At 50.5% G+C, this 25,006-nt stretch carries 25 protein-coding genes and 2 tRNA genes; 10 read left to right on the top strand and 17 right to left on the bottom strand.

Translation table 11 applies throughout. The features are described from left to right. Positions 1–975, bottom strand: coding sequence for an efflux RND transporter periplasmic adaptor subunit (locus HND56_12300; GenBank protein ID QKK06416.1), 975 nt, complete (start codon positions 973–975; stop codon positions 1–3). 166 nt (positions 976–1,141) lie between these two features. Here HND56_12300 and HND56_12295 point away from each other — a divergent pair, with 166 nt between their 5' ends. The 4 genes from HND56_12295 to HND56_12280 all read left to right on the top strand — a co-directional run bounded on the left by HND56_12295 (position 1,142) and on the right by HND56_12280 (position 6,104). Continuing rightward, positions 1,142–2,209 carry a hypothetical protein gene (locus HND56_12295; GenBank protein QKK06415.1) on the top strand — a complete coding sequence of 356 codons (1,068 nt, stop codon included), beginning with the start codon at positions 1,142–1,144 and terminating at the stop codon, positions 2,207–2,209. Positions 2,210–2,221: 12 nt separating this feature from the next. After that, positions 2,222–4,942 carry a tetratricopeptide repeat protein gene (locus HND56_12290; protein QKK06414.1) on the top strand — a complete coding sequence of 907 codons (2,721 nt, stop codon included), beginning with the start codon at positions 2,222–2,224 and terminating at the stop codon, positions 4,940–4,942. Positions 4,943–4,948: 6 nt separating this feature from the next. Continuing rightward, complete coding sequence (locus tag HND56_12285; GenBank protein QKK06413.1) at positions 4,949–5,392, top strand: ribonucleotide reductase subunit alpha; 444 nt, start codon at positions 4,949–4,951, stop codon at positions 5,390–5,392. A 103-nt stretch (positions 5,393–5,495) separates the two neighbouring features. Further along, positions 5,496–6,104, top strand: a complete 609-nt coding sequence (locus tag HND56_12280) for a hypothetical protein (GenBank protein QKK06652.1) — start codon at positions 5,496–5,498, stop codon at positions 6,102–6,104. Between the two features lie 77 nt (positions 6,105–6,181). Here HND56_12280 and HND56_12275 read toward each other — a convergent pair. Beyond that, positions 6,182–6,256 (bottom strand) — tRNA-Asn (locus HND56_12275). Positions 6,257–6,358: 102 nt separating this feature from the next. Continuing rightward, entirely contained in the window at positions 6,359–6,691 is a 333-nt protein-coding gene (locus HND56_12270; GenBank protein QKK06412.1) for a hypothetical protein, read from the bottom strand. 247 nt (positions 6,692–6,938) lie between these two features. Between HND56_12270 and HND56_12265 the strand changes: the two genes are divergently transcribed. Next, a complete protein-coding gene (locus HND56_12265) occupies positions 6,939–7,343 on the top strand; it encodes a hypothetical protein (protein QKK06411.1) in 405 nt (134 codons plus the stop codon). 39 nt (positions 7,344–7,382) lie between these two features. Here HND56_12265 and HND56_12260 read toward each other — a convergent pair whose 3' ends face one another. From HND56_12260 to HND56_12215, 10 genes are all read right to left on the bottom strand, one after another. Next, positions 7,383–7,946: a F0F1 ATP synthase subunit delta gene (locus HND56_12260; protein QKK06410.1), complete on the bottom strand. Its 564-nt coding sequence runs from the start codon at positions 7,944–7,946 to the stop codon at positions 7,383–7,385. A 91-nt stretch (positions 7,947–8,037) separates the two neighbouring features. Beyond that, on the bottom strand, positions 8,038–9,609 hold the full coding sequence (locus HND56_12255; GenBank protein QKK06409.1) for a sensor histidine kinase: 1,572 nt from the start codon (positions 9,607–9,609) through the stop codon (positions 8,038–8,040). Further along, positions 9,600–10,295, bottom strand: a complete 696-nt coding sequence (locus HND56_12250) for a response regulator transcription factor (protein ID QKK06408.1) — start codon at positions 10,293–10,295, stop codon at positions 9,600–9,602. The genes HND56_12255 and HND56_12250 overlap by 10 nt, the downstream gene beginning before the upstream one ends. 63 nt (positions 10,296–10,358) lie before the next feature. Next, positions 10,359–11,843, bottom strand: a complete 1,485-nt coding sequence (locus tag HND56_12245) for a DUF4173 domain-containing protein (protein ID QKK06407.1) — start codon at positions 11,841–11,843, stop codon at positions 10,359–10,361. Then, on the bottom strand, positions 11,833–12,096 hold the full coding sequence (locus tag HND56_12240; protein QKK06406.1) for a hypothetical protein: 264 nt from the start codon (positions 12,094–12,096) through the stop codon (positions 11,833–11,835). The genes HND56_12245 and HND56_12240 overlap by 11 nt, the downstream gene beginning before the upstream one ends. Before the next feature lie 52 nt (positions 12,097–12,148). Beyond that, on the bottom strand, positions 12,149–13,039 hold the full coding sequence (locus HND56_12235) for a glycerophosphodiester phosphodiesterase (GenBank protein QKK06405.1): 891 nt from the start codon (positions 13,037–13,039) through the stop codon (positions 12,149–12,151). A 74-nt stretch (positions 13,040–13,113) separates the two neighbouring features. Next, on the bottom strand, positions 13,114–13,566 hold the full coding sequence (locus tag HND56_12230; GenBank protein ID QKK06404.1) for a hypothetical protein: 453 nt from the start codon (positions 13,564–13,566) through the stop codon (positions 13,114–13,116). Positions 13,567–13,606: 40 nt separating this feature from the next. Continuing rightward, positions 13,607–13,680, bottom strand: a tRNA-Cys gene (locus tag HND56_12225). A gap of 198 nt (positions 13,681–13,878) precedes the next feature. Next, positions 13,879–14,241: a carboxymuconolactone decarboxylase family protein gene (locus HND56_12220; protein QKK06403.1), complete on the bottom strand. Its 363-nt coding sequence runs from the start codon at positions 14,239–14,241 to the stop codon at positions 13,879–13,881. Then, positions 14,198–15,691 carry an FAD/NAD(P)-binding protein gene (locus tag HND56_12215; GenBank protein QKK06402.1) on the bottom strand — a complete coding sequence of 498 codons (1,494 nt, stop codon included), beginning with the start codon at positions 15,689–15,691 and terminating at the stop codon, positions 14,198–14,200. Before HND56_12215 ends, HND56_12220 begins: the two co-directional genes overlap by 44 nt. A 347-nt stretch (positions 15,692–16,038) precedes the next feature. Between HND56_12215 and HND56_12210 the strand changes: the two genes are divergently transcribed. The 4 genes from HND56_12210 (at position 16,039) to HND56_12195 (ending at position 19,965) form a co-directional block, all read left to right on the top strand. Next, the gene (locus HND56_12210; GenBank protein QKK06401.1) at positions 16,039–17,754 is read left to right on the top strand and encodes a HAMP domain-containing protein; all 1,716 of its coding nucleotides are present in this window, start codon (positions 16,039–16,041) and stop codon (positions 17,752–17,754) included. 15 nt (positions 17,755–17,769) lie between these two features. Further along, entirely contained in the window at positions 17,770–18,402 is a 633-nt protein-coding gene (locus HND56_12205; protein QKK06400.1) for a response regulator transcription factor, read from the top strand. 115 nt (positions 18,403–18,517) lie between these two features. Then, the gene (locus HND56_12200; GenBank protein ID QKK06399.1) at positions 18,518–19,648 is read left to right on the top strand and encodes a C4-dicarboxylate ABC transporter; all 1,131 of its coding nucleotides are present in this window, start codon (positions 18,518–18,520) and stop codon (positions 19,646–19,648) included. Next, entirely contained in the window at positions 19,645–19,965 is a 321-nt protein-coding gene (locus tag HND56_12195; protein QKK06398.1) for a hypothetical protein, read from the top strand. The genes HND56_12200 and HND56_12195 overlap by 4 nt, the downstream gene beginning before the upstream one ends. A 9-nt stretch (positions 19,966–19,974) precedes the next feature. Here HND56_12195 and HND56_12190 read toward each other — a convergent pair whose 3' ends face one another. From HND56_12190 to fsa, 4 genes are all read right to left on the bottom strand, one after another. Next, entirely contained in the window at positions 19,975–20,997 is a 1,023-nt protein-coding gene (locus tag HND56_12190; protein QKK06397.1) for a tyrosine recombinase XerC, read from the bottom strand. Next, positions 20,976–21,239 (bottom strand): DUF484 family protein, encoded by a 264-nt coding sequence (locus HND56_12185; GenBank protein ID QKK06651.1) that lies wholly within the window; start codon positions 21,237–21,239, stop codon positions 20,976–20,978. The genes HND56_12190 and HND56_12185 overlap by 22 nt, the downstream gene beginning before the upstream one ends. Further along, the gene (locus tag HND56_12180; protein QKK06396.1) at positions 21,220–21,687 is read right to left on the bottom strand and encodes a DUF484 family protein; all 468 of its coding nucleotides are present in this window, start codon (positions 21,685–21,687) and stop codon (positions 21,220–21,222) included. The genes HND56_12185 and HND56_12180 overlap by 20 nt, the downstream gene beginning before the upstream one ends. 149 nt (positions 21,688–21,836) lie before the next feature. Continuing rightward, positions 21,837–22,502, bottom strand: coding sequence for a fructose-6-phosphate aldolase (gene fsa, locus HND56_12175; protein ID QKK06395.1), 666 nt, complete (start codon positions 22,500–22,502; stop codon positions 21,837–21,839). A 56-nt stretch (positions 22,503–22,558) separates the two neighbouring features. Between fsa and HND56_12170 the strand changes: the two genes are divergently transcribed. Beyond that, positions 22,559–24,802 carry a primosomal protein N' gene (locus tag HND56_12170; protein ID QKK06394.1) on the top strand — a complete coding sequence of 748 codons (2,244 nt, stop codon included), beginning with the start codon at positions 22,559–22,561 and terminating at the stop codon, positions 24,800–24,802. The last annotated feature ends 204 nt before the right edge of the window (positions 24,803–25,006 follow it).

The following is a 25,006-nucleotide window of genomic DNA, read 5'->3' as shown; positions in this document are numbered from 1 at the left end:
TTACCCCCCGTTTGCAGGTACGGTTGCCAGAATATTCTCATCACCTTTTAACCCGTCAAGAATCTGGATACGGCTTGTATCGCTGATTCCTGTTTTGACGGTGACGGGGACGGCTGTACCGTTTTCCATGACCCAGATTTGATTGTTTTTGACGCTGCCGGCGGGAACCAGCAGGGCGTTCTCCTCCTGTTTTGTCACAATATTGATTTCGACGGTCATACCAATCATCAGCGGTGAATCCTCCGGCAGGCTGACGCGCAGGCGGAAATTCTTATCAACGGGATCGCCTTTCGGAGTGGTTTCGGTGACGATACCTTCCAGCACCTGATCGGGGAAAGCGTCGGCTTTGATCAGGACATTTTGTCCGGTACGGACAAGGGCGATATCTTCCTCATCCACTGCGGCCGTGATGCGCAAATTTTCGGTATCGCCGATCCAGAACAGGATATCGACCATTGTCGCGGTTTCGCCGGGCTCAATATCGCGTTTCAAGACAGTACCGTCCAGCGGTGTGGTAACGGTGAGGCGGTGCAGAACGTGATGTTGCGATTCCAGCTGTGCCTTGACGGCGTCATAGTCACTGACCAGCGCGTCATAAGTGCTTTTGCTGGCGAAGCCTTTTTTCATCAATTCCGCCGTGCGTTTTTTCTCTTTTTCAAGATATTGCAACCGTGCTTCGAATTCCGCGATGCGGGCGCGTTCGACATGGTTTTCGATTTCGGCGAGCGGTTGTCCTGCGGTGACGTTATCGCCTTCTTCGACCAAAACGCTTTCGATGCGTCCCGGCACTTGTGTAGAGACTTTTGCCCAGTGTACGGGCTCGACCTCGCCTGTTGCGTAAACCGCCTGCACAATCGCGCCGCGCTGCGGCGTTACCGTCAGCGGCGGGGCTTTGTACAGGTAATGTTTCCACGCAAAAAAGAATGCGGCACCCAGCCCTGCCAGTATCAGAAATGTTCCCAGAAATTTTTTCATGTCGTGACCGATTTTTCTAATAACCGCTTTTGCATTTTATAGCACAACAGGAATGCCTCCGTCACAATTTATCATGGAAAAGGAAAAAACCTTCCCGCAGTTGATATATTGCCTGCCCGATACTATCATAAAAAAGACTTTTTATTCGCTGCGCAGGAGAGACACCATGAAAAAGAAACTCGCCATCGGCATCCCATCAAACCGGGATTTTGACAGTTGTCGGGACTCCATTGAAAGTGCGGTGAATTTCTGCCGGAAAAGCGGCTATCACCTTGTCGTCTCGGATAATTCCGGCGACGCGGTCAAGGCGGAGAAGTTGCGCGAGATGATGGCGGATGACAATATGAATTATATCGAGACACCGCCGACGGATATGATGACGAACTGGTCAACGGCTTTTGACGCAACGGAAGGCTATGATTTCGTTTTGATGATGGGGGACGATGACACGATTTTCGGTTTCGGGCCGTCTCCGTCTTTTGACAATATTCCGGCGGATATTGTCGGGATCCGCCCCGGGGTTTTCGGTTATGCCGATTTGAAGGGGATTATCTGTGTGAATACCGGCCAGATTACCTCAAAGAATGCGTCCGAGCGTATTGCCGAGCATCTGACGACATCAAACGGGTCGAATATCGGTATCTTTACCTTCTGGCGGCGCGATGTTTTTAAATCCATTATGGATCTGTGGCTGGGTCCGCACCCGACGCGGGGGACTTATTGTGACTGGGCGGTGATGAACGGCTTTGTGTCTTCCGGGCGGGTGATGTCCGAGCCGGGCAGCAGCTATTTTTACAATTTGCAAAATTGGGCCGGCGGCGCCAAACAGATCGAAGAACAGGTAGAGCGTGCCTATACGAAGACAGGGTTACCGAAAGGTTCCAGCGCCTATTCCCGTATTTTCAATGCGGTGGATTCCTTTATTTTCGTCAACCGGAAAGATTCCCCCGTATCGCCGCAGGAACGCTTTGTGACAGGGGCGTTCTGCCTTGACCTTTACATCAAGAATTATCTGAAGAACCTGCCGCGCAATACCGCACATACGAATTCCGCCAAGATCGAAAAAATTTCGCAAAAGCTTGTCGGTAATGATTCCATTCCGTCGATTTTCTCTGTTTTTGCGGAAATTCTGGACGCGGTAAAGCCGGGTCTGGCGGCGGATTATAAGACATTCTATCAGGAAGCCATCGGCGATGAATGGGGCGTGTTCGCGCCGCTGCAGGAAGCGATATAAGGGGAGAAAAAGATGGCGGGCAATCTAAAAACAAATCATGATCCGCGAGCCTTGATGAAACAGGCCGTATCTTTGCACCAATCCGGGCGTCTGGATGAGGCGCTGGTCATTTATAAAGGGTTGTTGAAAGTTAATCCCAAGAGCTTTGATTTAAACCATTTGACGGGTGTTGCGCTTTTCCAGCAGGGGCTGGCAGATCAGGCTTTGCGGCTGATTAAACGGGCATTGAAGATAGATGGTTCTTCCGCAGCGGCGCATAGTAATCTCGGCAGTATTCAGGAAGCGCTGGATAAGCCGCAGGCGGCGCTGACCAGTTACGACCGCGCCATTGCGCTGCAACCCGATTTTTATCAGGCGCATTTTAAAAAGGGAAATGTGCTGCAGCTTCTCGCACGCCCTGAAGAGGCGCTGGAAAGTTACGAGAATGCCGAGAAGCTGCAAGATAAAGATATGAATCTTTATAATAATAAAGGTGCGGCCTTGCGTGACCTTGGGCGTTTTGACGAGGCGCTGGACTGTTTTAACCATGCCGTTTCATCCCAGCCGGAGAATGTGAATGCCTATATTAATAAAGGCAATACGCTAAAAGATATCGGGAAATACGAGGAGGCCGTGTCCTGTTACGATCAGGCTTTGACGATCGCCCCCAATCATGTCGATGCGCTGATCAATAAAGGGAAAGCCTTGAAAGAGGAAGAGCGGCTGGATGAGGCGCTGGACTGTTTTGATCTGGCGGTGAAACACCATGCCACATCCACGGATGCTTTCTGTTTGCGCGGTATTCTGTTGCTGCAAATGGGACGGAATGACGAGGCAATGAAAAGCATGAATGCGGCGCTGAAACTGCATAATGATGATGCGGCGACGGTTTGTGCGAATGCGCGCGTACTGGCGGATACGGGGCAGTATGATGAGGCGCTGTCGGAATTTGACCGTTCACTGAAACTGGACGGATCAAACGCCCATACATGGGCTTACCGTGCATCGCTGCTGGAAAAAATGAACCGCCGGCGCGATGCGCTGGGCAGTTATGACCGCGCGATTACGCTTTGGCCGGGATTTGTGCAGGCGCATATTAACCGCGCCGGTGTTTTGAGGGCATTGAAACGCTATGATGAGGCCTTTGACAGTTATAAACGTGCGGTTGAACTTGACCCGCAGAATATTGCCGCCCTGACCAATCTGGGCAACGCCTTTCAGGAACAGGGGCAGTATCAGGCGGCTGTCGACAGCTATGACCGCGCCTTTAAGATTGATCCGCGCAATGTGTCTATTCTGTATAACCGCGGCCAGACTTTGTCTTATATGCATCGTCAGAAAGAGGCCTGCGCTGATTATGACCGCGCCTATGCGATTAATCCCGATCATAAGAATCTTGCCGGTGTGCGTCTGCATACCAAGATGATGCTGTGCGACTGGTCGGCTTGTGACGAGATTGACGGTTTTTTAGAGAAAATACGCACAGGTGAAGCGGAAACGCCGCCCTTTACGCTGATCGGTCTGCCCTCCACACCGGAAGACCAGATGATTTGCGCAAAGAGATATATGGAGGAAAAATATCCGCCATTGCCGCCGCTCTGGAATGGCGAGACATACAGTCACGACAAAATCCGCGTCGCTTATCTGTCGGCGGATTTTCACCGCCATGCGACCTCTTATCTGATTGCGGGACTTTTTGAACAGCATGACAGGGACAAGTTTGAAACCTATGCCTTTTCCTTTGGTCCGAACGATCACAGCGCATTGCGGGCGCGGCTTGAATCCTCCTTCACCGGATTTTTTGATGTGGCGGGCGTCAGTGACGAGGAGATCGCGCAGAAAATCTTTGAAAAGGAAATCGACATTCTGGTCGATTTGAAAGGTTACACCAATAACAGCCGTATCAATATCGTCGCGCGCCGCCCTGCGCCCGTTCAGGTCAGCTATCTGGGTTATCCCGGTACGATGGCGGCGCCTTATATGGATTATTTTGTCGGCGATCACCGCACGGTTACGCCCGAGATTGCGTCTTTCTTTTCCGAGAAAATCATTTATATGCCCGGCAGTTATCAGGTGAATGACGATCAACGCTTTTTGCCTGAAGACACGCCTGACAGGGCGGATTACGGATTGCCGGAAGAGGCGTTTGTTTTCTGTTCCTTCAATAACACCTATAAAATCATGCCGGAAATTTTCGATATCTGGATGCGGCTTTTGCAAGAGGTAGAGGGCAGCGTGCTCTGGCTGTTTGAAGGTAATGACGGTGTGGCCGATAATCTGCGCCGTGAGGCAAAGAAACGGGATGTCGATCCCGCAAGGCTGGTCTTTGCACCGAAAATGAAACTGGAAGAACATCTGGCGCGGCAGAAATGTGCCGATCTGTTTCTGGATAATATCCCCTGTAACGCCCATACCACGGCTTCGGATGCGCTTTGGGTCGGGTTGCCGCTGATTACCTGTACAGGCAATACATTTGCCGGACGCGTGGCGGCCAGTTTGCTTTATGCCCATGATTTGCCGGAACTAATCACGGAAAATCCGGATGATTACGAGAAACTGGCGCTTGATCTTGCGCGCGCGCCTGAAAAACTTGCCGCATTGCGGGAGAAAGTTATTGCGAATCGTGAAACGGCAGCATTATTTGATACTAAAAGCTTCACCAAAAATCTGGAATCGGCCTATAAAACAATCTGGCAGAGACATCAGGACGGCGAAGAGCCGGAGGACTTTGATGTTGTATCTCAAAATTCCTGATGCGTTGTGCACGGATTACTTTTTTTAAAGGAAAAGACAATTCATATCACCGATTATAACTCCCTATTATCAGTAGCAAGAGAACAGGCGGAGCCGCAGCGTTTGCTCTTCGTTTTCTTAAAAATATACAAACCGGAAGGCCGTGAAGATGCGGAGGAGAGGGATACCGATTTCGGCGGGGGCGGCGAATTAGAAGCAATTATGTGTGTTGATAAAGCATTGGAAGAACTTGGTAGTTTCGCTGACTTAGTCGCGGAATCCGAGCGTATCGAAAAAAACTGGCACATTGTCTTGGTTGCGTGTCTTGCCGGCAAGAATGGCATTGCTCCGACATCTGATGACGCGACGCAACCACTGAAGATGATGGTTCAGACGATAGAAAAAGGAGGAAGTCTCTCCAATTTTATGGCCTTTGATAGAAATGGCGACCCGATTCAATTTAGTCATTGAATCGCGGATATTATCTATAAACCAAATCAAATTTTTATCGGGTGGTGAATAGATGGTAGTAAAAAATGCGATTAAATCTGAAGTGGTTTGCTTCTATAACAAAATGCAAGACGACCCGCATCATCGCTTTAAGTCATGGGAGCATTGCTATAGATATTTCCAGAGCGATAATCTTGATGTAGATAAGGCTTGTTTACATTTAGGTTTTTATCTTGCTAGTTGGGGAATGTATCGCGGTTCAAGTTTCCTGCTTCAAAAAGATTATTTAATTCATAGGCCTGCTGTAGAAGAGATTTTAAAGGAGGAGTACAAGCCTTTAAATAACGCGAGTTTTGATTATTTTTTTGATGATAATAATAATGGGTCAGAAAAATTATTTGATTTAATTCATAAGGTAAAAATGTGTTACGAGGGTGTTGGCGACACTCCCAGAAAAGCAGCGAATGTGACAGATACTCTGGTAACAAAAATACTGCTGGGGACATTGGGGTGTATCCCTGCCTATGACCGTTATTTCATAAAGGGTTTAAGAAATCACAATTTACCTTATTCAGAGCTAAAAGAATTTAATTTTAAGAAGATGGTGGAGTTTTGTAGAAAAAATTCAAAAGAATTCTATGAAGTCCAAACTGTTGTATCAAAAACGAAAGAATATCCCCTTATGAAGTTAGTAGATATGTATTTTTGGCATTTAGGTGAAGGGCTATCTTAGAATTGGAAAGCTCAAAGCTACGGTATTCCTTAAAAGCACCGTTTAATCTGTTCGTTGATTTTGATGATGGGAGAAAATGGCTCCTCGGGCCGGATTCGAACCAGCGACCAAGTGATTAACAGTCACCTGCTCTACCACTGAGCTACCGAGGAACACTAGAAAAATGTTATAATCAATTTTTGCAGGAGTCACAAGCGGAAAATCAGCATTTCAGGTGAGTTTTATTTCTTTACCCATCTCTTTTTATGGCTTTTTTACGGCCGCCGCTTGTTGTTGCGGCTTTTTTTCGGCGCAGGCTTTATTTTTTTGAACAGGCTCTCGCGCTGCCCCGCGTTGATGAATCGGGCGAAATACGCGCTCATGACGGCGGCATTAGAATCCTGCGCCTGAATAACAAAGGAAGTTTTGTTGCCGCCGTTTAAAGAGCCTACGAGGGGGACGACATCTTTTTCAAAATCCGAATCGCCGCGCAGTGAGGTAATATCCGCATTGAATTCCTGATATGAAGGGTCTTTGGTTAGTTTACGCCAAAGACCGGAGAGACCTTCTTTATCTTTTGTGATGATGTACCAGTTTTCTTTGCTCATTTGATTACCCGTTTTTCTAGGCCTGTTTATGTAGTGTGAAGATTATATGGGAAATAAAATCCACTGTCAACAGTTGTTAACGATGACGCGATTGACGGGGATTATTCTGGAAACTGCAATTCTGCGAATTTTATCTGCGAAAATGCATGCTGACAGAAAGCTGTGTATATATTAACATAATACACACATTGAAACGAAGCTGCCTATGGCAGGCAGATATTTTTTCATGTAATAGGATATAAATAAAATGTTTTTTAAGAAATCTATCAAGAGTGTTTTTACAGCGAAAGCGGCCAGCGCAAAACGTCTTTGCCAAATCCTTATAAAGGAACCGCTTCAAAACGACTCTCATGCGGTACTGACGAAAGTCAGATACGGCTTTCACCAAATGACAATGACAGCGGCGCAAAAGGCACTGGCCAAAAGCATTTACACATCACGTCATATCTCAAAAGAAGAGGCGGGCAAAACGGTTGTCAGATTTACCTATCCTTCCGGAATTTCTTTTCAGGATGCCGATAAAATATCAAAGGTTTTGCAGCTTGCGGTCAAATGTAAGAATACGCATATGAGTGTTGAGAACTGCTGGCCTGCGAATACGCCAGGTGTTGAGATTGCAACAGCTAAAGCTAAGAGATGGCTGGATCTTTGATCTGATTTAGGAAGGCATGAAATGCGCCTTGCTGTGTTGTTAACGACCATTCTTTAAGTGTTTGCGCAAGGCGTCGAGTTTGCTGCGCAGGCTGCCGTCATAGACTTGATCGCCGACCTGAATTTTTACGCCGCCGATCAGTTTTTCGTCTATTTTCACCGTCGGCGCGGCTTTGGCGTTAAATTTCTTTTCGATGGATTTTGTCAGGTCATCCAGCTGTTTCTCTGTCAGCTCGCGGGCGGAGGTGATGGTGACATCAATGATATTGCCGTCTTTTTTGCGTCTGGCGACAAAGTCATCATAGACGTAAGGCAACAGCGAGAGCTTTTTGTTATCAATCAGAAGATTGATGAAGTTTTTCTCCGGCGCGGACATTTCCATCTTATCCATGACGGTTTCCATGATATCGCGGGTTTTTTCCACGGTAATGGCGGGGTTGCGCAGCAGTTGTTTTTCCTGAGATGCAACGACCTCGGCCAGTAAGGAGAGTTTTTCCTCCCAATCAAACACGGTTTTATTTTCCTTTGCGTAATCATAAGCGGCCTTCGCATAAGGGCGGGCTTGTGATTTTGCGGTCAGTTTGTTCGGGCGGGGCTCGGCCATTGGCGGGTCTCCTAAATTTATGCTGTTTCTCATTTTATAGCAGGTTTTTTAACGCTGTGATACGGAAATCACCGTATTAATGCGGGGCGTGTCAGGCCGTTGTTGCCAGCCGCAATCTGATATGTGCGCCTTTTGCGGCGGGCAGGACATCAATGCTTGCCCCTGATGCGCTTAGCAGTGAGCGGCAGATCACAAGCCCCAGCCCTGTGCCGCCGCTTTCGCGGCGTGTTGTGAAAAACGGTGTAAAGATTTTATCACGATTGCCTGCGGAAATGCCGGGGCCGTCATCGGTAATGTCAATGATAAGACTGTCCTGTTCCGCGCGGGGGCGGATGGTGACGTTTTTCGCCCCGTTCTGGAAGCTGTTTTCGATGACATTGGTCAAGACGCTTTCAAGAATATCGGCGCCGATTTGCGCCGTGATGTCTTCGGAGGGTAAATTCAGTATGATTTTTTGCGGGAATTGCGCCCGCAAGTCTTTCAGCAGGGGCGTGATGGCGGTTTCTTCCGGTGCGGGCTGCATCACATCGGCGCGCGCCAGTTCCAGCAGGCGGGTGACCATGCGTTTGAGCCTGTCGGTGTCATGGGTAATGTTTTCCATGAAGCGCGTATGCTGGTCGGGCGGCATATCCTTGTGGTCGCGCATCAGCTCGATCGCGCCCTGAATGGAGGCCAGCGGCGTTTTAAACTCATGCGCCAGATGCATGGACAGGCTGCGGATATAGTCGGAGCGTGTTTCAATGGCGGCGGACATTTTTTCAAAATTATCCATCAGCTCGGAAAGCTCGGCAATGCGCGCCGTCGGCAGTTTCTTGACCTGTTTTTCTCCGCGGATCAAGGATTGCGCCCGCAGGTTCAAGGCTTTGAGAGGTTTGCCGATGGCCTGACTGAGCAGCCAGGCGATCATTCCCGTCAAAGTCAGAACAAACAACCCTGCCCAGAAGACGCTGTCCTTTTCTTCGTAAAGGGCTTTAAGAACATTGCGGGGGGAGCGCGACAGGTAAACGACAGCCACCAGCCTGTTCTCCAGAATAACGGGCATGGCGGTAAAAACGCGGATATGTGTGCCGCGGCTGAGAGAGGCGACGGGCGGCGGCGGTTCGTCAGAAATGCGGCGGCGGATAACACTGCTGTAATTTCCTTTTAACGCGGCCTGCACCTCTGCGGGATGGGCGAGCGACACGCCAATTTCCGCCGTGCCGGAGATCACAATACCCTGCGGATTTAAAACGCGGGTGCTGGACAGGACATGCGCTTGGGCTTCATGCAGAATCGGCGCCAGTTTTTTTCCGGCGCGGTGTTCAAAAGCCTGCACTGCCGTGTCAGGCTGTTTACCGTCTTCGCGCGGAGGCAGGATGCGGGCATGGCGCAGATCAAGCTGCGGCAAAACCGGACGGAGTTCCGGATCATCTTCGATCTTGTTTTCGGGGACAGGCAGGCCGTAATGTCCCGGAAGGCGTTCCTCCTGTAATAATGCCTTGTAGGTTGCCGCGATATAAACGGCTTGCGCAATCAGCTCGCTTTCCGTCTGGCGGACAAGATCATTTTCGTAAATGCGGAACAGATAGGCACCGCTGAGCGGCAGTAATAACACGAAAAGCAGAATCGCCCCGAAGACGGTGTGCAGGCGGAAAACGGTTCTTTTTTGCGGTTCTAAAGACATGAGCCAAGCTTGTAGCCGATGCCGTGACTGGTGGCAATCACATCCGCCAGACCGGATGCGGCGAATTTTTGCCGGATGCGGCGAATATGGCTATCGATGGTGCGATCGCTGACAATCATATTGACGCCATAGGCATGATCCATCAATTCGTCACGGGTAAAGATTTTTTCGGGATGTTTCAGAAGGGCCGCCAATAGCTGGAATTCCGTTGCCGTCAGGGCGATATGGCTGCTCTTTGCCGTGGCGGTATAATTCTGCGTGTTTAAAGACACGGCACCGCGGGTGAATTGCGGTGGATCATCGGCGGCGGATTGCCCGGACGGCATTGTGCGTTTCAGAATAACATTGACGCGGGCAACCAGCTCACGCGGGCTGAAAGGCTTTGTAACGTAGTCATCGCCGCCGATTTCAAGCCCGATGATTTTGTCGATTTCCTCATCGCGGGAGGATAGAAAAAGCACAGGCATATCGCTGGTTTTGCGAATCTGGCGGCAGACATCCAGCCCGTCCATTTCCGGCATGGAAATATCCAGCACGATCAGGTCGGGTTTTTGCGCGGCGGCGCAGGAAAGCGCCTCCGTCCCGTTGGCGGCGGACAGGGTTTTCATGCCGGCCTTTTCCAGCGCGAAAACCACAACATCGCGGATATGGGGATCGTCATCAACAACAAGAATCGTTTTTGCCATGATTGTTTACAGTCTTTCATGCTCCGTTATACGGCGGTATCATAGGCGCGGCGCGGCTTGCGGTCAATAAGCGGCGTTTATCAATCCGTGTTTTTGCGCCAAAAGATGTTTCTGCAATGTCCATGACCGCCAGTTTTGGACATCATTTTTTAGACGGGTTTTCTGATAGGAAAGATTATCCTGCAGCAAGCGGCGGTTACCGGGTGTTAAATTGGCGTTATACTGAAACCATTCCAATGCGGCGATTGATTCCGCGCCCAGACGGTTCATATAGTAAAAATCAAAATATGATTTTTCGGTATTGCCGGTAATTTCGCGGGCATGATGCACATTATATTGCGCGATGATGCGGTCAAAATTGACAAAACAGCTGCCGTATAAAACCGCCAGCAGGGCGATGACATTCATATTGACCAGCCATTGATTACGTTTACCGCAAAAGACGCGGATGGTGATCAGCGCCAGCCCGCCTGCGACCAGCAGCATCCAGATCAGCGCGGCGATGCGCAAAGAGGTCAGCGAATAGGCATCAATATATTGAAGCAGCCTGTTCATTGCCGAGAAAACCAGAAAGATATTTTGCGCAATCCACAGCAGTACCAGTTTTTCCGCCGCGTTGAATTTGCCGCGGCGTTTTGTATCATTGAAACAGATCAGAATATATCCGGCAGCCAGCAGGGCGGTGACAATCAGCGGATAAGCGCCGGCATGGGCATATTGCGCATAGCTCATACCGTCGGGCAGTTTGATGCCGCGCCACAGATAGGCGATATCGCTGGTATTTTGCAATGCGAATAATGTGTTAAAAATGATGAGGGAAACCGACAGAGAGCGGGGGGTGGCCCATTTGTTCTCATCAAGACTCCCGGTCCGGTTTCCCTCATCTGCCTTTTGCGCGAAGGAAGGAGGTTTGGTTTTCGGCAGTTTCGGGCGCAAAAGACTCCAGACCGCGCTTCCCGTCAGACCCCAGAAAAACCAGCGCCCGAAGGGTTGGGAGAGCAGAGAGAGGCGCAGATTGAGGTGATCGAAAAAAGCGGCAAAGACAGGATTGGCTTTGGTAAAAAGCCAAAGAAAGGCAATCGTAAAAACGGCAGGCATCAGGCAATAGGAAATGCCCTGCCACAGCCGCGTGCCGCGTTTGCGGCGGATGGCGGCCAGAACACGGCTGTCACGATACCAGCGTGTAAAAAAACGCAGCGCCATATAACGCAAATCACGCAGCCATGCGGCGGCATCGTGAATCCGCCCCCGTTTGGCAAGAATTAAGAGTGAGCCAAGCCCGAGAAGAAACATGAATAGCGGCAATATCCCCGGCCGGTAGATCATGGCGGGCAGCAATAGCGCGGTTAAAAAAAGCAGAGGCTTTCCGCCGGGTGTTCGCAGGATTTGCAGATGTGCCGATAGCGTCAGGAGTAACACAGTGGCAGCGAACAACCCGGCGGTCCACCCCGCGGGTTGGCGGAAGAACAGAAAATCCGCCAAGACAATCGTAAAAAGGCATAAAACAAATTTTAAAGAAACCGAACGGATGGCGAGGCTATGCGTCATGCTTTACCTCGCCATCCATGGGGGGACGGTTATGCACCAAAATAGCCAAGACATAAAGCAAGGCACAAAAATCCTGAAACATCTCCTTTTCCTGCAGGCGGGTGCGGCGCAAATAGACCTCGCCCGTCAGGATACCCAGAACCGTCAGCGCCATGCTGAAACCCGTAAAGGGTTCATGGGTCAGAAAGGAGCAACAAATATTTTTCAAATCAATCGCGTTCATGTCTACGAGAATGCCAGAATGATGTGGCATCGGTGTGACACGTATAAGGTAATTTTGTGCAAATTTTGTGCAGGAGGCGCGGTTAAGGTTTTCTGCGGTTTTGCGCCGTTATTTTTGCCAGTTCTTTTGGATGGTCGGTGATAACGGCGCTGATATGCGGCGCGGTTTTCTGGTCGGATAAAACCTTTTTCAACGCTTTATTCCTGGCGGGCGGTTTTTTTGCCGATTCCCATATGGCGATTTTTATGGAAGGGAACCGGTCTTTCAGCATTTTGATTTTCTTTGCGCTAATGGCGGAGGCATGCATCACGGCGACATCGGGGGCGGCGGCCTGCATGGCGGGGCTTTTGACGGCGGTATTGTTAAAGGAGGTATAGCAGCGTGTTTTGTCCTTTTTCCACGGGTAAATCTCTGTACTGCCTTTCCCCTTGCCGGAGAAAATCACGCCGCGGCGGATGTCGGGGGCAAGCTGTGCGGCCTCTGCAATGGCGTGAATGTCAAAGGAGGTCAGCGTAATCTGACTGCGTTTGATTTGTCCTTTTTTGACGGCTTTGTCAATTTCCTTTAAAACGGGGCGCAGCGCATCCGCGCCTTTCAGTTCAATATCAATCTCTTTACCGGGATATTTCGCCGCCAGCGCGAAGAGCTCCGACAGGCGCGGAATTTTTGCGCCTTTTTTCAGGCGCAGCACGCTGATTGCGGCATCATTGATCTGGTCAATACGGCGGCCTTTTAAGGTTTTGGCGGAGGCGCGGTCAAGGCAGTATTTCAGCATATTGACGGTGCGGTCATACAGTTTCGGAATTTTCAGCCGCCCGATATCATGGATTAAAAACGGCGTACCGTCAGCGGAAACGGAAACATCGGTTTCAATCCCGTCACAGTTTTTGAACGCGGTTTCGAAAGCCGCCAGCGAATTGTCATCCGTGGTTTTGTCATGCCGCTGCCCGCGATGTCCGATGATTTTGACCAAAGGCGTTTCCTAAAAGTGCTGAAGTAGGTCTTTAGGCTAGCATGAGTGGGAAAAAACAGAAAGTATATTAGGTGTCAAAATAATCGAACGAAGCTTTCGGATACGGTTTCAGTATCATATAAAAAGCCTTGCCAGCCGGCTCTTTTTGCCTGTTCACTGAGTTTTTTTCTAGGAACAAAAATTTCTGGGCTTTGTAAGTCTGCGGACAAGTAGTAAATCGCGGCGTCTTTATGGTTGGTTTTATTTACCAGCACAAGAAAAAGGGGGAAATATATTCCTGCCGTCATGCGTTCTTTTTGGGGTTTCCACGCTGCTCCTAAAATCTTTTTAGGTAGTATAGAAACATCATTAACTTGGCTGGTTTTAACTTGTGCCAAGTATCCACAAAAATCACAAATTATATCAGCACATTTAAAATTGGTTGGTAGTAGCTTTAAGGTAGATGCGTTTTTACACTTCGGGCAGAAACATTTACTGACAACACGTTTTTCTCCAAATTGTCCGAGTTTCTGTTTATCTGTAGCCATTTAGGAAAAGTACCAAACATTTAAGAGGTGTTTTGTTTGTTGGAGGCACGGGCCGGAATCGAACCGGCGTACGAGGATTTGCAGTCCTCTGCATGACCACTCTGCCACCGCGCCAAAACAAAGCATTCTTTTCATACGGACATCGTTGCTGCGTCGTTTGTGTACGATTTGTACACGGCACTCCTTGCGCCTTGCCGTATAAAAAGACTGTCTGTTTTAAAATTCAAGACAGATTGCGTAACATATACCGCAACAGGCGATATTGTCAAAATGAATCTGCCGCTTTTCCGTGGGGGAGGAAGTGGGCGGGTTTTATGCCGCCGCGCTGTTTTCCACCAGTGCCAGTTCTTTATCCCAGACCGCCATGGCGCGGCGGACATGCGGGATGGTGATGGAGCCGCCGACCAGCAGCCCGATCGAGACGGCATCGGCGAGTTCCTCAGATGTCACGCCTGCCTTGTGGCATTCGATCAAATGGTAAAGAATGCAGTCATCACAGCGCAAAACCAGCGAGGCGGTGAAGCCCAGCAGTTCTTTGGTTTTTTTATCCAGAGCGCCTTGCTCATAGGTTTTGGCATCCAGCCCGTAAAAACGCTTCTGGCTGGAATTGGCGTATTTCGCCAGAATTTCGTTATATTCCGTGCGTTCCTGCTGAAATTTTTCGATCTTTGACATGGTTGTTTTCCTTTCTGTTTTCTTGGTTATTGCTTTGGTTATTTGTTGTTGCGGGTAAAGTTAAGACGTAAGAGAGCGCCTCCCGCGCCGCATCGCGGCTGTGTTCGCGGAAGGTTTCAACGCCCCATCTTGTGGCGTTGGTTTGTGGGCCGGTGACGTATAATCCGGCGCGGTTTTGCAGACCGGGGCGGATCGAGGCCTTGTCTTTCGGGTGCCGCGCCAATGCCCCCGCGCTGTCGGCGGCGCGGGCGAGTTTATCGACAGGCAACCCGTTTTTATCAAAGGCGCTGCGCCCCAGCGCGGCGGAATTGAACAGATGCGCGATTTTCACCTTGCCGCCGATAGTAAAACCGCCATCCGCATCCTGCCGCAAACTGTCGGCATTGATCTCCTGCCGGATGATTTCGACCTGTCCGTTCTTCTGTAATTTTTGGAACAGGCGGAAGCGTTCCGGCGTGGTCGGATTGGCGTAATATTTATCAATCAATCCGGTGAATTTGCGGATGTCCCCGCCTTTGGGGTGATGCGCGGCGGCTTTTAAAAACCCCTGTTTATCAAACCCCGTCAGCACATGGCCGAGGGTGAAACCGCCTGCTGCGGCATTTTTGATTTCCTTGGCAAAGTTGTTTTTTAAGACATTAAAATCGCTGTCCGCGCTGATATTTTCCGGTGTCAGATATTGCAGTTCATAACGCGGTGTATCATCGCCGAATTTTTTCGGATCAAATTCCCAGGGAAGAATATTATCGCGGGAGAATAGATAGATTTTCTCCTTTGTGCCGATTGCCTCCAGCGCGGCGAGACAATCCATCATGCTTTGCCCCGTGCCGATAATGCCGATATTGCCTGTGGCGGTGTTAACTTCGCGCGCGATATCGGCCTTGTGAAAAGGGGATTGCTGATAATGCGGTGCCCCTCGCAAATGCTGCCAGTCACGGTTTAGCAAATGACCTGTGGCCAGAATGACGGCGTCACTGCCAAGCGTTAGCCCGCTTTTGAGCGTGATGCGGTAGCTGCCGTTTTGTTGCGGGGTGAGGTCATCGGCGGCGGCGGAGATCAAGCTTGTTTTCAGCTTGCCGCCGCTTTGTTTCGCTGTTTCCAGCGCGTCATTCAATAACTCATCCAGATAGCGGCGATACAGGCGGCGCGGCACGAAACTGTCCTCGTCACTGCCGGGATCGTTCTTCTCCAGCCAGCGCGTGAAATGCTGCGGGTCATCCGCAAAAGGCGACATCAGCTTGGCGGGCTGGTTCAAAAGAAAGACATCATCATCGGCATTATAGGCAATACCTGCGCCGAAATTTCCGGATTTTTCAATCCAGTTGATGTGCAAATCCGGCGCATCCTGCGGCGCGGATTGATAGGCTTTCACCTGTTCATAAAAAACGGTCAGGCCGGAAAGCCCGCCGCCGATAATCGTGATTGTTTTTGTATTGTCTTGTCGTGACATTTTTTCACATCCCAAATAAAAATCGAAACATCGCAAAAGCTGTCAAAAGCCCTGTTTCAACGGTTTAAATTTTTTGATTTTTGGAATGTGCTGGGTGAAAAAAAGCGCGACATCCGCTTTGCCGGCAGAGGGTTAAGCCCTGCCGGGGGTCATCATGCGCATCATGGCGCGGAATGATTGTCTCGCATTTGTCATGTTTTCAGTGTAAGTCCGATTCGCGGATTCTGTCAAGTGTGTTATGGGCGTGCTGATTGATCCAAATCAATCTGCGTTGTCTTGTTGTATGTTATTCCTCTTAAATGGGAAGAGTTCTTTCGATTGCATTGTCTTTGCGCGGCCGTCTTGTAATGTTGGTTTTTCTGGCAACATTGCCTGCAATTTTATTTACACTCTACATCGCCAATAATGAACGGAACGCCGCTCTGCAACGGATGGAAGAAGATGCGCGCCATATGGTCAAGCTAGTCTCACGCGAACATTTTTATCAGATTTCCGGCGCGAAGACGTTGTTACTATGGCTGGTTGACCGCCTAAATCTGGGAGAAGGTGCCGAAGATTCCGCATTTCTTGCCGCATTGCTGGCAGGATACCCGCAGCTTGCCAATATTGCGGTTCTGTCGCCCGAAGGGAATGTTCTGAATAGCGCGCATCCGTTGCCGGAATCCTTGAATATGGGGAATTATGACGCCATTCAAAGAGCTTTACTGTCCCGCGAGATCGAGACGGGGCTTTATGTGATCGGCCCGATTGTAAAAAAACCGATCCTGCATCTGGCCTATGCCGTCCGCAATGCGGAGGAAGAGGTGCAAAAAATTATTTTTGTCGCGATTGATTTGCAGTGGTTTAACCGTTTGACGAATATTATCGAATTTGAAACGGATTACCTGCTTTTTATTGTGGATAGGGAGGGGCGCGTTCTTGCCGGTTCGGCGCAGCCTGACCGCATAACTGTTTTGCCGGGAATGCTGATTCCCGCGCTTTCAGAAGAAAATCGTAAGAATAAAACCACAATTCCGGTTGTGATCGGTCAAAGTAGTCAGCCGCTTGTTTTGGCGGAGATGGAAGGATTGCCGGGACTGTCGGTCGCTTTCGGTATTCCTTACCGCCAGATATATCAAAAAGCCAACCGGGTTTTTTATCGTCTGATCGGCTGGTTGTCACTCTTTACCGTTTTTACAGTTTTTCTGGTACTGCTTTTTGAAGAAGTTGCATTGATCCGCTATTTACGGGGGCTATCTGTAGCAATGCGCCAGTTCGGTAAGGGGAAAGCCGGGGCGCGGGCGCCTGTTCCAATGGGGCAGGGGGAATTGCAGGAAATGGCGCGTACTTTTAACCATATGGCAGAATCGCTGACGGCGCGCCATAAGGAGCTGCAATTGGCTTATGATCGCCTTGATCTGTTGACGCGCCGCCTGCATTTCGCACGCGAGGAAGAAGCGAAAAGAATTGCACGTGACCTCCATGATGAAGTCGGTCAGGTGCTGACAAGTCTGAAAATCGATATCACCGGTTTTAAGAAAATATGCCAAGCCTGTTCTTTTGAAAAGCAGTCAAAGAAATCTTTTGATCAAACAATCCTGTCAGTATGTGGAAAAATTGACGCTTCTGTCGATTTTATTCGCCGTATTGCATCAGATTTGCGCCCTCCGGTGCTGGATAAGGTGGGATTTGCTGCAGCTGTGAAAATTCTGGCCGCAGAAATTGAGAAAGATAATGGTCCGGCCATTGAGGTGAATACGGATGAAAATTGTGCAGAAGGTCTTGACTGGGTTGCGGCGACAGCGCTGTACAGGATTACGCAAGAGGCGCTGACCAATGCCGTACGCTATGCCGGTGCGCGCCTCATAACAATAGATATATCGCGGGCAGATGGAAAAACGCTTTTGATGATACGGGATGACGGTTGCGGTTTTGATATGGCGGCAATCCGGCAGGAGGCATTAGGGATTGCCGGTATGAAGGAAAGGGCGCATCTTGTCGGCGGGACATTTTCGATTGAAAGCAGCCCCGGTAACGGGACGGTTGTTTCTGTTGCTGTATCGCATACAGAAGACAGGCTTTAGGACAAGGAGAAAGAAATGGATATACTTCTGGCGGATGATCATGCCATGTTTCGCTCGGGTTTGCGGCATATTCTGGAAGAGGAATTTCCGGAAGCTGTTATCGAGGAGGCGGAGTCCTGCGCGGAAGTATTGAAAAAAAACAGCAAGCAAGACTGGAATATCATTATTCTGGATGTGGCAATGGGTGATAAAAACAGCCTGAATATCCTGCCGCGTCTTAAAGAAAAGAAAGCCGCAGCGCCGATTCTAATTCTCAGCATGTATAATGACCGGCAGTTTGTTTTGCAAGCATTGCGTGGCGGTGCTGACGGTTATTTAACGAAAGAACATGCTCCCGAAGAATTGATTAAGGCTGTTCATACGATTTTATCGGGGAAGAAATATATTACGCCGCTGATGACGGAAAGCCTGGCTGATTATCTCTCATCAGGGCAAGAGGGTGAAACAGTACCGCATGCGCGTTTATCGGCTCGTGAACATGAAGTATTTTTAATGATCGCCGCGGGTGTTGCTATGACTGAAATTGCCGATAGATTGGCAATCAGCGTCAAAACTGTTAGTACCTACCGGACGCGAATCCTTGAAAAAATGGATATGAATTCGAATGCCGATTTAATCCGCTACGCCGTACAGAATGGTCTGGCCTGAGATTTTTATCAGGGTCTTGTCAGTCTTTTCTGACGCGGATTTCCGCCTTTTCCGACAGAAAAAAGCGTGATCTGCCGATAACGGATCATGCCATCTATAGCTTATAATAGAAGTTATGGATGATACGAATGTATTAAAAGATAGAACAAGAGGCTTCCTCCGCAAACGGATTGAAAATCTGCACCCCGCCTATTTTGCTATGGTTATGGCGACCGGAATTGTTTCAATCGCCTGTCATCTTTTTGGTATGGATATACTGGCGAGCATTCTTTTTGTCATCAATATCATCAGTTATGCTGTTTTATGGGGACTTTATACGACACGGCTGGTCATGTTCCCAAAGCAGTTTCTAGGGGACTGGTTGTCTCATAAACGCGGTTTTGGCTTCTTTACGATGGTTGCTGCCACCAATGTTCTGGGATCACAGTTCTGGCTGTTGGCCGGAGACCGGGAGGCCGCATTACTATTCTGGTGGCTGGGAGTCGGATTGTGGGTGCTGTGTACCTATAGTCTTTTCGTGCTATTGGCCGTGCAGGAGAAAAAACCCCAGATAGAAGAAGGGATTAATGGCGGCTGGCTGGTCGCAGTTGTTGCGACGCAATCTGTTTGTGTCCTTGGAGCGATGATTTTACCTGCTATACCCGGCGGAGAAGCCTTTATGATGATGATGCTTTTATCCTTCTGGCTATTTGGCGGGATGCTATATATCTGGATTATCTCGCTGATTTTTTACCGTTATATGTTCTTTCGTTTTGCTCCATCCGATCTGATACCGCCATATTGGATTAATATGGGGTCGGTAGCGATTTCGACTCTGGCAGGGGCAAATTTTATTTTTGCCGTCGGTGAGACCGGTCATATGCAGGATATGCTGCCTTTTATAAAAGGCTTTACTGCGCTTTACTGGGCAACAGCGACATGGTGGATCCCGATGTTGCTGATTTTGGGAATCTGGCGTCACGGTATCCGTAAATTTGCCTTTACTTATGACCCGCTTTACTGGGGTTTGGTCTTCCCCCTCGGTATGTATGCGGTCTGTACCTATAAAATGGGGAAAATTTTTGATCTGACGCCGTTATATCTGATTGCGCGAATTTTTCTGACCGCAGGGCTTGCCGCGTGGTCACTGACTTTTATGAGTATGTTGAAACGTCCACTCTATGCCTTACTGCTTTTTATCAAATCATGCCGGTCAGACTGTAAAATTACAGAATCCGGCCAAAATAAAAGGAGAGAAAAAATATGACTGATATACAAAATACAGAAAAAGATGTTGTTGTACCTTACGAAATGGTTCGTGAGAGACAGGAGAAAAAACCGGTTCCCGCCATTGCGAGACTTCGTCAGGGCAAGACCATTATATGTGGGGGAACGATTATCGCTATGATAGGGATTGTTCTTTACTGTACAACAGTCTTTATGAGTGAAGGGCAGGATGGGCCGATCCGGTTTATCACCGAAGGGTTGATGACAATCGGGGCTGGCTTTGCTGTCTGGCTTTACGGTGTTGTTAAATATCTGAATGCAGCGCTTGAACTGGGATATGATGACGATTCTATTTAGAATGAGACCCTAGTCCGGGACATCTTTGATGCGGGCGCGCGGGTGGCAGTTTTGATAGACTTTCAGCAATGCTTCATCGCTGAGTTCGGTATAGCGCTGGGTGGTTTTCAGCGAGGCATGGCCGAGCAGTTCCTGAATGATACGCAAATTCGCGCCCTCTTCCAAAAGATGGGTGGCAAAGCTGTGGCGCAGGCTGTGCGGGGTCATATGTTCGGGCAGGCCAAGCTGGCGGCGCAGCAGTTTCATACGCTGGCGTACGATGCCGGGATGCAGCCGCCCGCCGCGCGTGCCGTAGAAAAAAGGCTCATTCTTATCGGCAGGCAAAAAGGGACAGCTGTCACGGTAATAGTCCAAAGCCTGCCAGACCACGGGAATAACAGGGACATCTCGCTGTTTGCCGCCTTTACCGGTGACGCGCAGCGGCAGAGCCTTTTTGGACGGGTCAAAGGGAGGGATATCTCCCGCATTTACATCGGCGGCCTCGGCAACACGCAGGCCCGTTCCGTATAGAAGGAACAGCAGCGCCTTATCCCGTGCCTTGATCCAGTCATCTTCGGGTTTAATCAATTGATCCGCACCGTCCATCGCGGTTTTGGCCTGATTTTGCGTCAGCACCTTTGCCAGTTTTTGCGGGCGTTTCGGGGTGCGCACATATTGGATGGCGGGGTTATGCAGATAGCCCTGCACATCCAGCCAGCGGAAAAAACTGCGGATGGAGGCGAGCGCCCTTGCACGGGAAGAGGCGGCGTTGCCGGCCATTGTTTTTTTCGCCAGCCATGAGCGGAAATCGGTAATTTTCAAATCTCCGAATGTATCCAGCGACGGCGGCTGCCCGCGATGATCGGTGACAAAAAGCAGAAAATCGCGCAGATCCTTGAAATAGGCGCGCAAACTATGCTGTGACATGCGTTTTTCTATCGCCAGATATGTCCGCCATTTCAGGATTTTATCTTCAAGATCACCGGCGGCAAGGCTGGCCGTGCCTTTGTAAAAGCCTTCGGGGGGGATTGTTACACCGGAATTTGAAGCCATAGCCGGATGCATCTTTCTACGACTTCGGCCAGAAAACCGACATGGTCGATGGCCTGATCGTGATGGAACATATCGGGATTGCGCGACCCGAAGGCGATAATGCCCAGCGGCGTGTTTGAGCCGACCTGCATTTGAATAAGTGCCTGCGAATGGACAAGCCCTGCGGCGGGGCCGAAAATTTCCTCCGATCCGCGGATATGACCCTGCAGTAGCCCGTCACCGTCACGCAGCCATTTTTTGATTGTGCCGGGGGGACACGACGCGGACGCCTTTCAAATGCACATTATGGATGCCCGGCTCGTTGGCTTCGATGACCAGCGAGACAACATCAACATCCATAATGACGGCGAAATCATGGGTGACGATTTCGATGAATTCTTCAAAACTGCGTGCCTCCAGCGCGCCCAGAACGGCGGCTTGCACGCGGTCGTAAATGTCAAGATTGGCGCGGGTGACGCTGATTAACTGGTTTTGCACGTCAACGGCTTCATCGCGGTCCTTCTTCAGCTTATCGACCATAAATTTCTGGAAATCCGCAACACCTTTGCCCAGATCGGCGGCGGGAAGGTTTAAATGATCCAGCAGCTCGGGATGTTTTTGCAAAAACTCCGGATGCGTTTTTAAATAGGCGATCACATCTTTTTCATTCATGTTTTTTTCTCGCGGGGCGGCGGTCGGTGAGGCTGTCATGGCGGCGGCTTTTTGATCCGGAATTAATAGAGGGCAAAGAATTTTGCTTCCTCCAGTATGCCGTAAAACACGCGGCGGGGCAATCGGCAAGGCAAAGAAAACGCCGGAGATTTTCCGGCGCTTTGCTTTTTATCAGGTTACGGCTTTATTTAAGCCGCATCCAGAATTGATTGTCCGGTTTTCTGCCAGTCGGCAACGAAATCAGCCAGACCTTTATCCGTCAGCGGGTGTTTGTAAAGCTGGCGGATAACCTGCGGCGGGATGGTGGCAACATGTGCGCCCATCTTGGCGGATTCAACGATATGGTTCGGGTTACGGATGGAGGCAACCAGAACTTCGGTCGTGAATGCCGGATAATTGTCGTAAATTTCGACGATATCCTCGATCAGCTGCAAGCCGTCCTGCGACAGATCATCAAGGCGGCCGACGAAGGGAGAGATAAAGGCTGCACCGGCTTTCGCGGCAAGAATGGCTTGCGATGCCGAGAAGCACAAAGTGACATTGACCATGGTGCCGTCATCGGACAGCGCCTTACAGGCGCGCAGCCCGTCGGGCGTCAGCGGAACTTTGACGGCGACATTCGGCGCGATGGCGGCGAGTTTTCTGCCCTCTTTCAACATGGTTTCGTAATCGGTGGCGGCAACTTCGGCAGAAACCGGGCCGTCAACAATTTCGCAGATTTCCTTGATCAGCGGCAGGAATTCGCGGCCGCTTTTGGCGATCAGCGACGGGTTGGTCGTGACTCCGTCAATCAACCCCGTTTCCTGCAATTCCTTGATATCGTCAAAATCCGCCGTATCGACAAAAAATTTCATAGTATTAGCCCTTCCTGTTTTGTTTCGCATGACGCTCGTGATATATTTGTGAAATTATGCAACAACCGTCCAAAACGCAAGCGGAAAATCTTTTTCCCTCCTCCTCCTCCGGCGCGGAAACGGCGCGCCGTGCTGCGGTTTTATTGCCGCTGCCGGTCGAGAAAACCTATGATTACCTTATTCCTGACGATATGCCGCTGGCGGCGGGCGAGATTGTACGGGTGTCTTTCGGCCCGCGCAAAGTCTGCGGCGTGGTCTGGAAGCGTGAAACATCAGGCGAAGAGATTCCCGTTCACAAGCTGAAACCTGTCACGGAAAAACTGAAAGACGCCCCTGTTTTGACACCCGGGATGATGCGCTTTCTGGATTGGGTTGCGCAATATACGCTGTCCCCTGCCGGGTTGGTTTTGAAAATGGCGCTGTCAGTGCCTGATGCGCTGTCACCTGAAAAAAGTGAAATATATTATAGAGTAAGCGCCGAAGCCCCTGCGGGGAAGCTGTCGGCGGCGCGGCGCAGGGTGCTGGAAATTGTGCAGCAGGGCGGTGTTTATGCTGCAGCAGAATTGGCGGAAAAAGCCGGCTGCGGCACGGCGGTTATTCGCGGTATGGCGGATAAGAATATGCTGGAGATTGTAGAACGCGCGGCGGATGCTCCCTGTATGTCGCCTGTTTATCGCGGTGTGGATTTATCGCCGGAACAGCAAAAAGCGGCGGATGCGGTGAAGGAAATCTGCGCGGCGGAAACGCATAGCGTGACCTTGCTGGATGGTGTGACGGGGGCGGGGAAAACCGAAGTCTATTTCGAGGCGCTGGCGCAAGTGCTGGAAAATGATCCGGCGGCGCAGGTGTTGGTGCTGCTGCCCGAGATTGCCTTATCCAACCAGTTTATCGACCGTTTTAACAGCCGATTCGGGGAAGCACCCGCCTTGTGGCATTCCTCCGTCGGGCAGGCGCAGCGCCGCAAAATCTGGCGCGGTGTGGCAGAGGGGAAAACCCGCGTGGTTGTCGGTGCGCGTTCCGCGCTGTTTCTGCCGTTTCAGAATCTTGGCCTGATTGTGCTGGATGAGGAACATGATGCCTCCTACAAACAGGAGGATGGCGGCCCGATTTACCATGCCCGCGATATGGCGGTGGTGCGTGGCAAGATTGAGGATTGTCCCGTGATGCTGGTGTCGGCAACGCCGTCGCTGGAAACGATGGTGAATGTGCGGCAGGGAAAATATGCGGTGGTGGAGCTGCAAGGGCGTTTCGGCGCGGCCGCCCTGCCGGAGGTGCATATGATTGATATGCGTGAAAACCCGCCGCCGGAACGTGCGAGCTTTTTGTCACAACCGCTGCGCACGGCATTGCTGGAAAATTTTGCGGCGGCGGAACAGTCGCTGCTGTTTCTGAACCGCCGCGGCTATGCGCCGCTGACCCTGTGCCGTACTTGCGGACATCGTCTGGAATGCCCGTCCTGTACGGCATGGCTGGTGAAACACCGTAAATTCGACCGGCTGCAATGTCATCACTGCGGTTATCAGTCGCCGTTGCCGAAGAAATGCCCTGAATGTGAGGATGAAGACAGCTTTGCCTTTTGCGGCCCGGGGGTGGAGCGGATCGAGGAGGAAGTCAGGCGTTTGATGCCGGAGGCGCGGACATTGGTTCTATCAAGCGATGTGCTGACATCCGAGGCCGCATTATCAGCGGCGCTGGATAAAATTCATGCCCATGAGGTGGATGTCGTCATCGGCACACAGCTCGTCGCGAAAGGCCACCATTTCCCGTTGCTGACGCTGGTTGGCGTTGTTGATGCCGATCTGGGGCTGGAGGGCGGTGATCTGCGTGCGGCGGAGCGCACTTATCAATTACTGCATCAGGTCGCAGGCCGTGCGGGGCGGGCGGAAAAGCCGGGTCATGTTTTTCTGCAAAGCTATCAGCCTGAAAATCCGGTGATGACGGCCTTGCTGGAAGGAACGCGTGACGCATTTTTTGCTGCGGAAATTGATATGCGGGAGCGCAGCAAAATGCCGCCCTTCGGACGGTTGGCGGGGCTGGTGATTGCCGGAAAAAGCGAAGCGGCGCTGGATGGTTTCTGCCGCGACTTAGCGCGTGCCGCGCCGCGTTATGAAGATGTGTTCGTGCTGGGCCCTGCGCCCGCACCGATTGCAATGATCCGCGGCCAGCACCGCCGCCGTTTCCTGGTCAAGGCACCGCGCAATACCAATCTGCAAAAGCTGCTTTCCGACTGGCTGTCCCGCGTTAAAATTCCGTCAGCCGTCAGGTTGAAGGTGGATATTGATCCCTATAGCTTTTTTTAGGGCGTTTTGCCGCAACCCTCCCCACCGTCATTACAAACTCGTTTTGGAATCCACTCCTCAACTTGCGCGGTGTGAGCCTATAGGAGACGTGGACCCTGAACCAAGTTCAGGGTGACGGATTTTTGAAGTACTCTATGCCTCCACGGCGTATTCTATAAGCCTAAAAGTTTTCTTACTATTGGGGAATCCATAAGTAGGTTTTCA

The sequence above is a fragment of the Pseudomonadota bacterium genome (assembly GCA_013285465.1).
GTDB lineage: Bacteria > Pseudomonadota > Alphaproteobacteria > Micavibrionales > CSBR16-224 > CSBR16-224.
The sequence above is the reverse complement of the archived record's forward strand: the minus strand, read 5'-3'. Positions and strand labels throughout refer to the sequence as shown.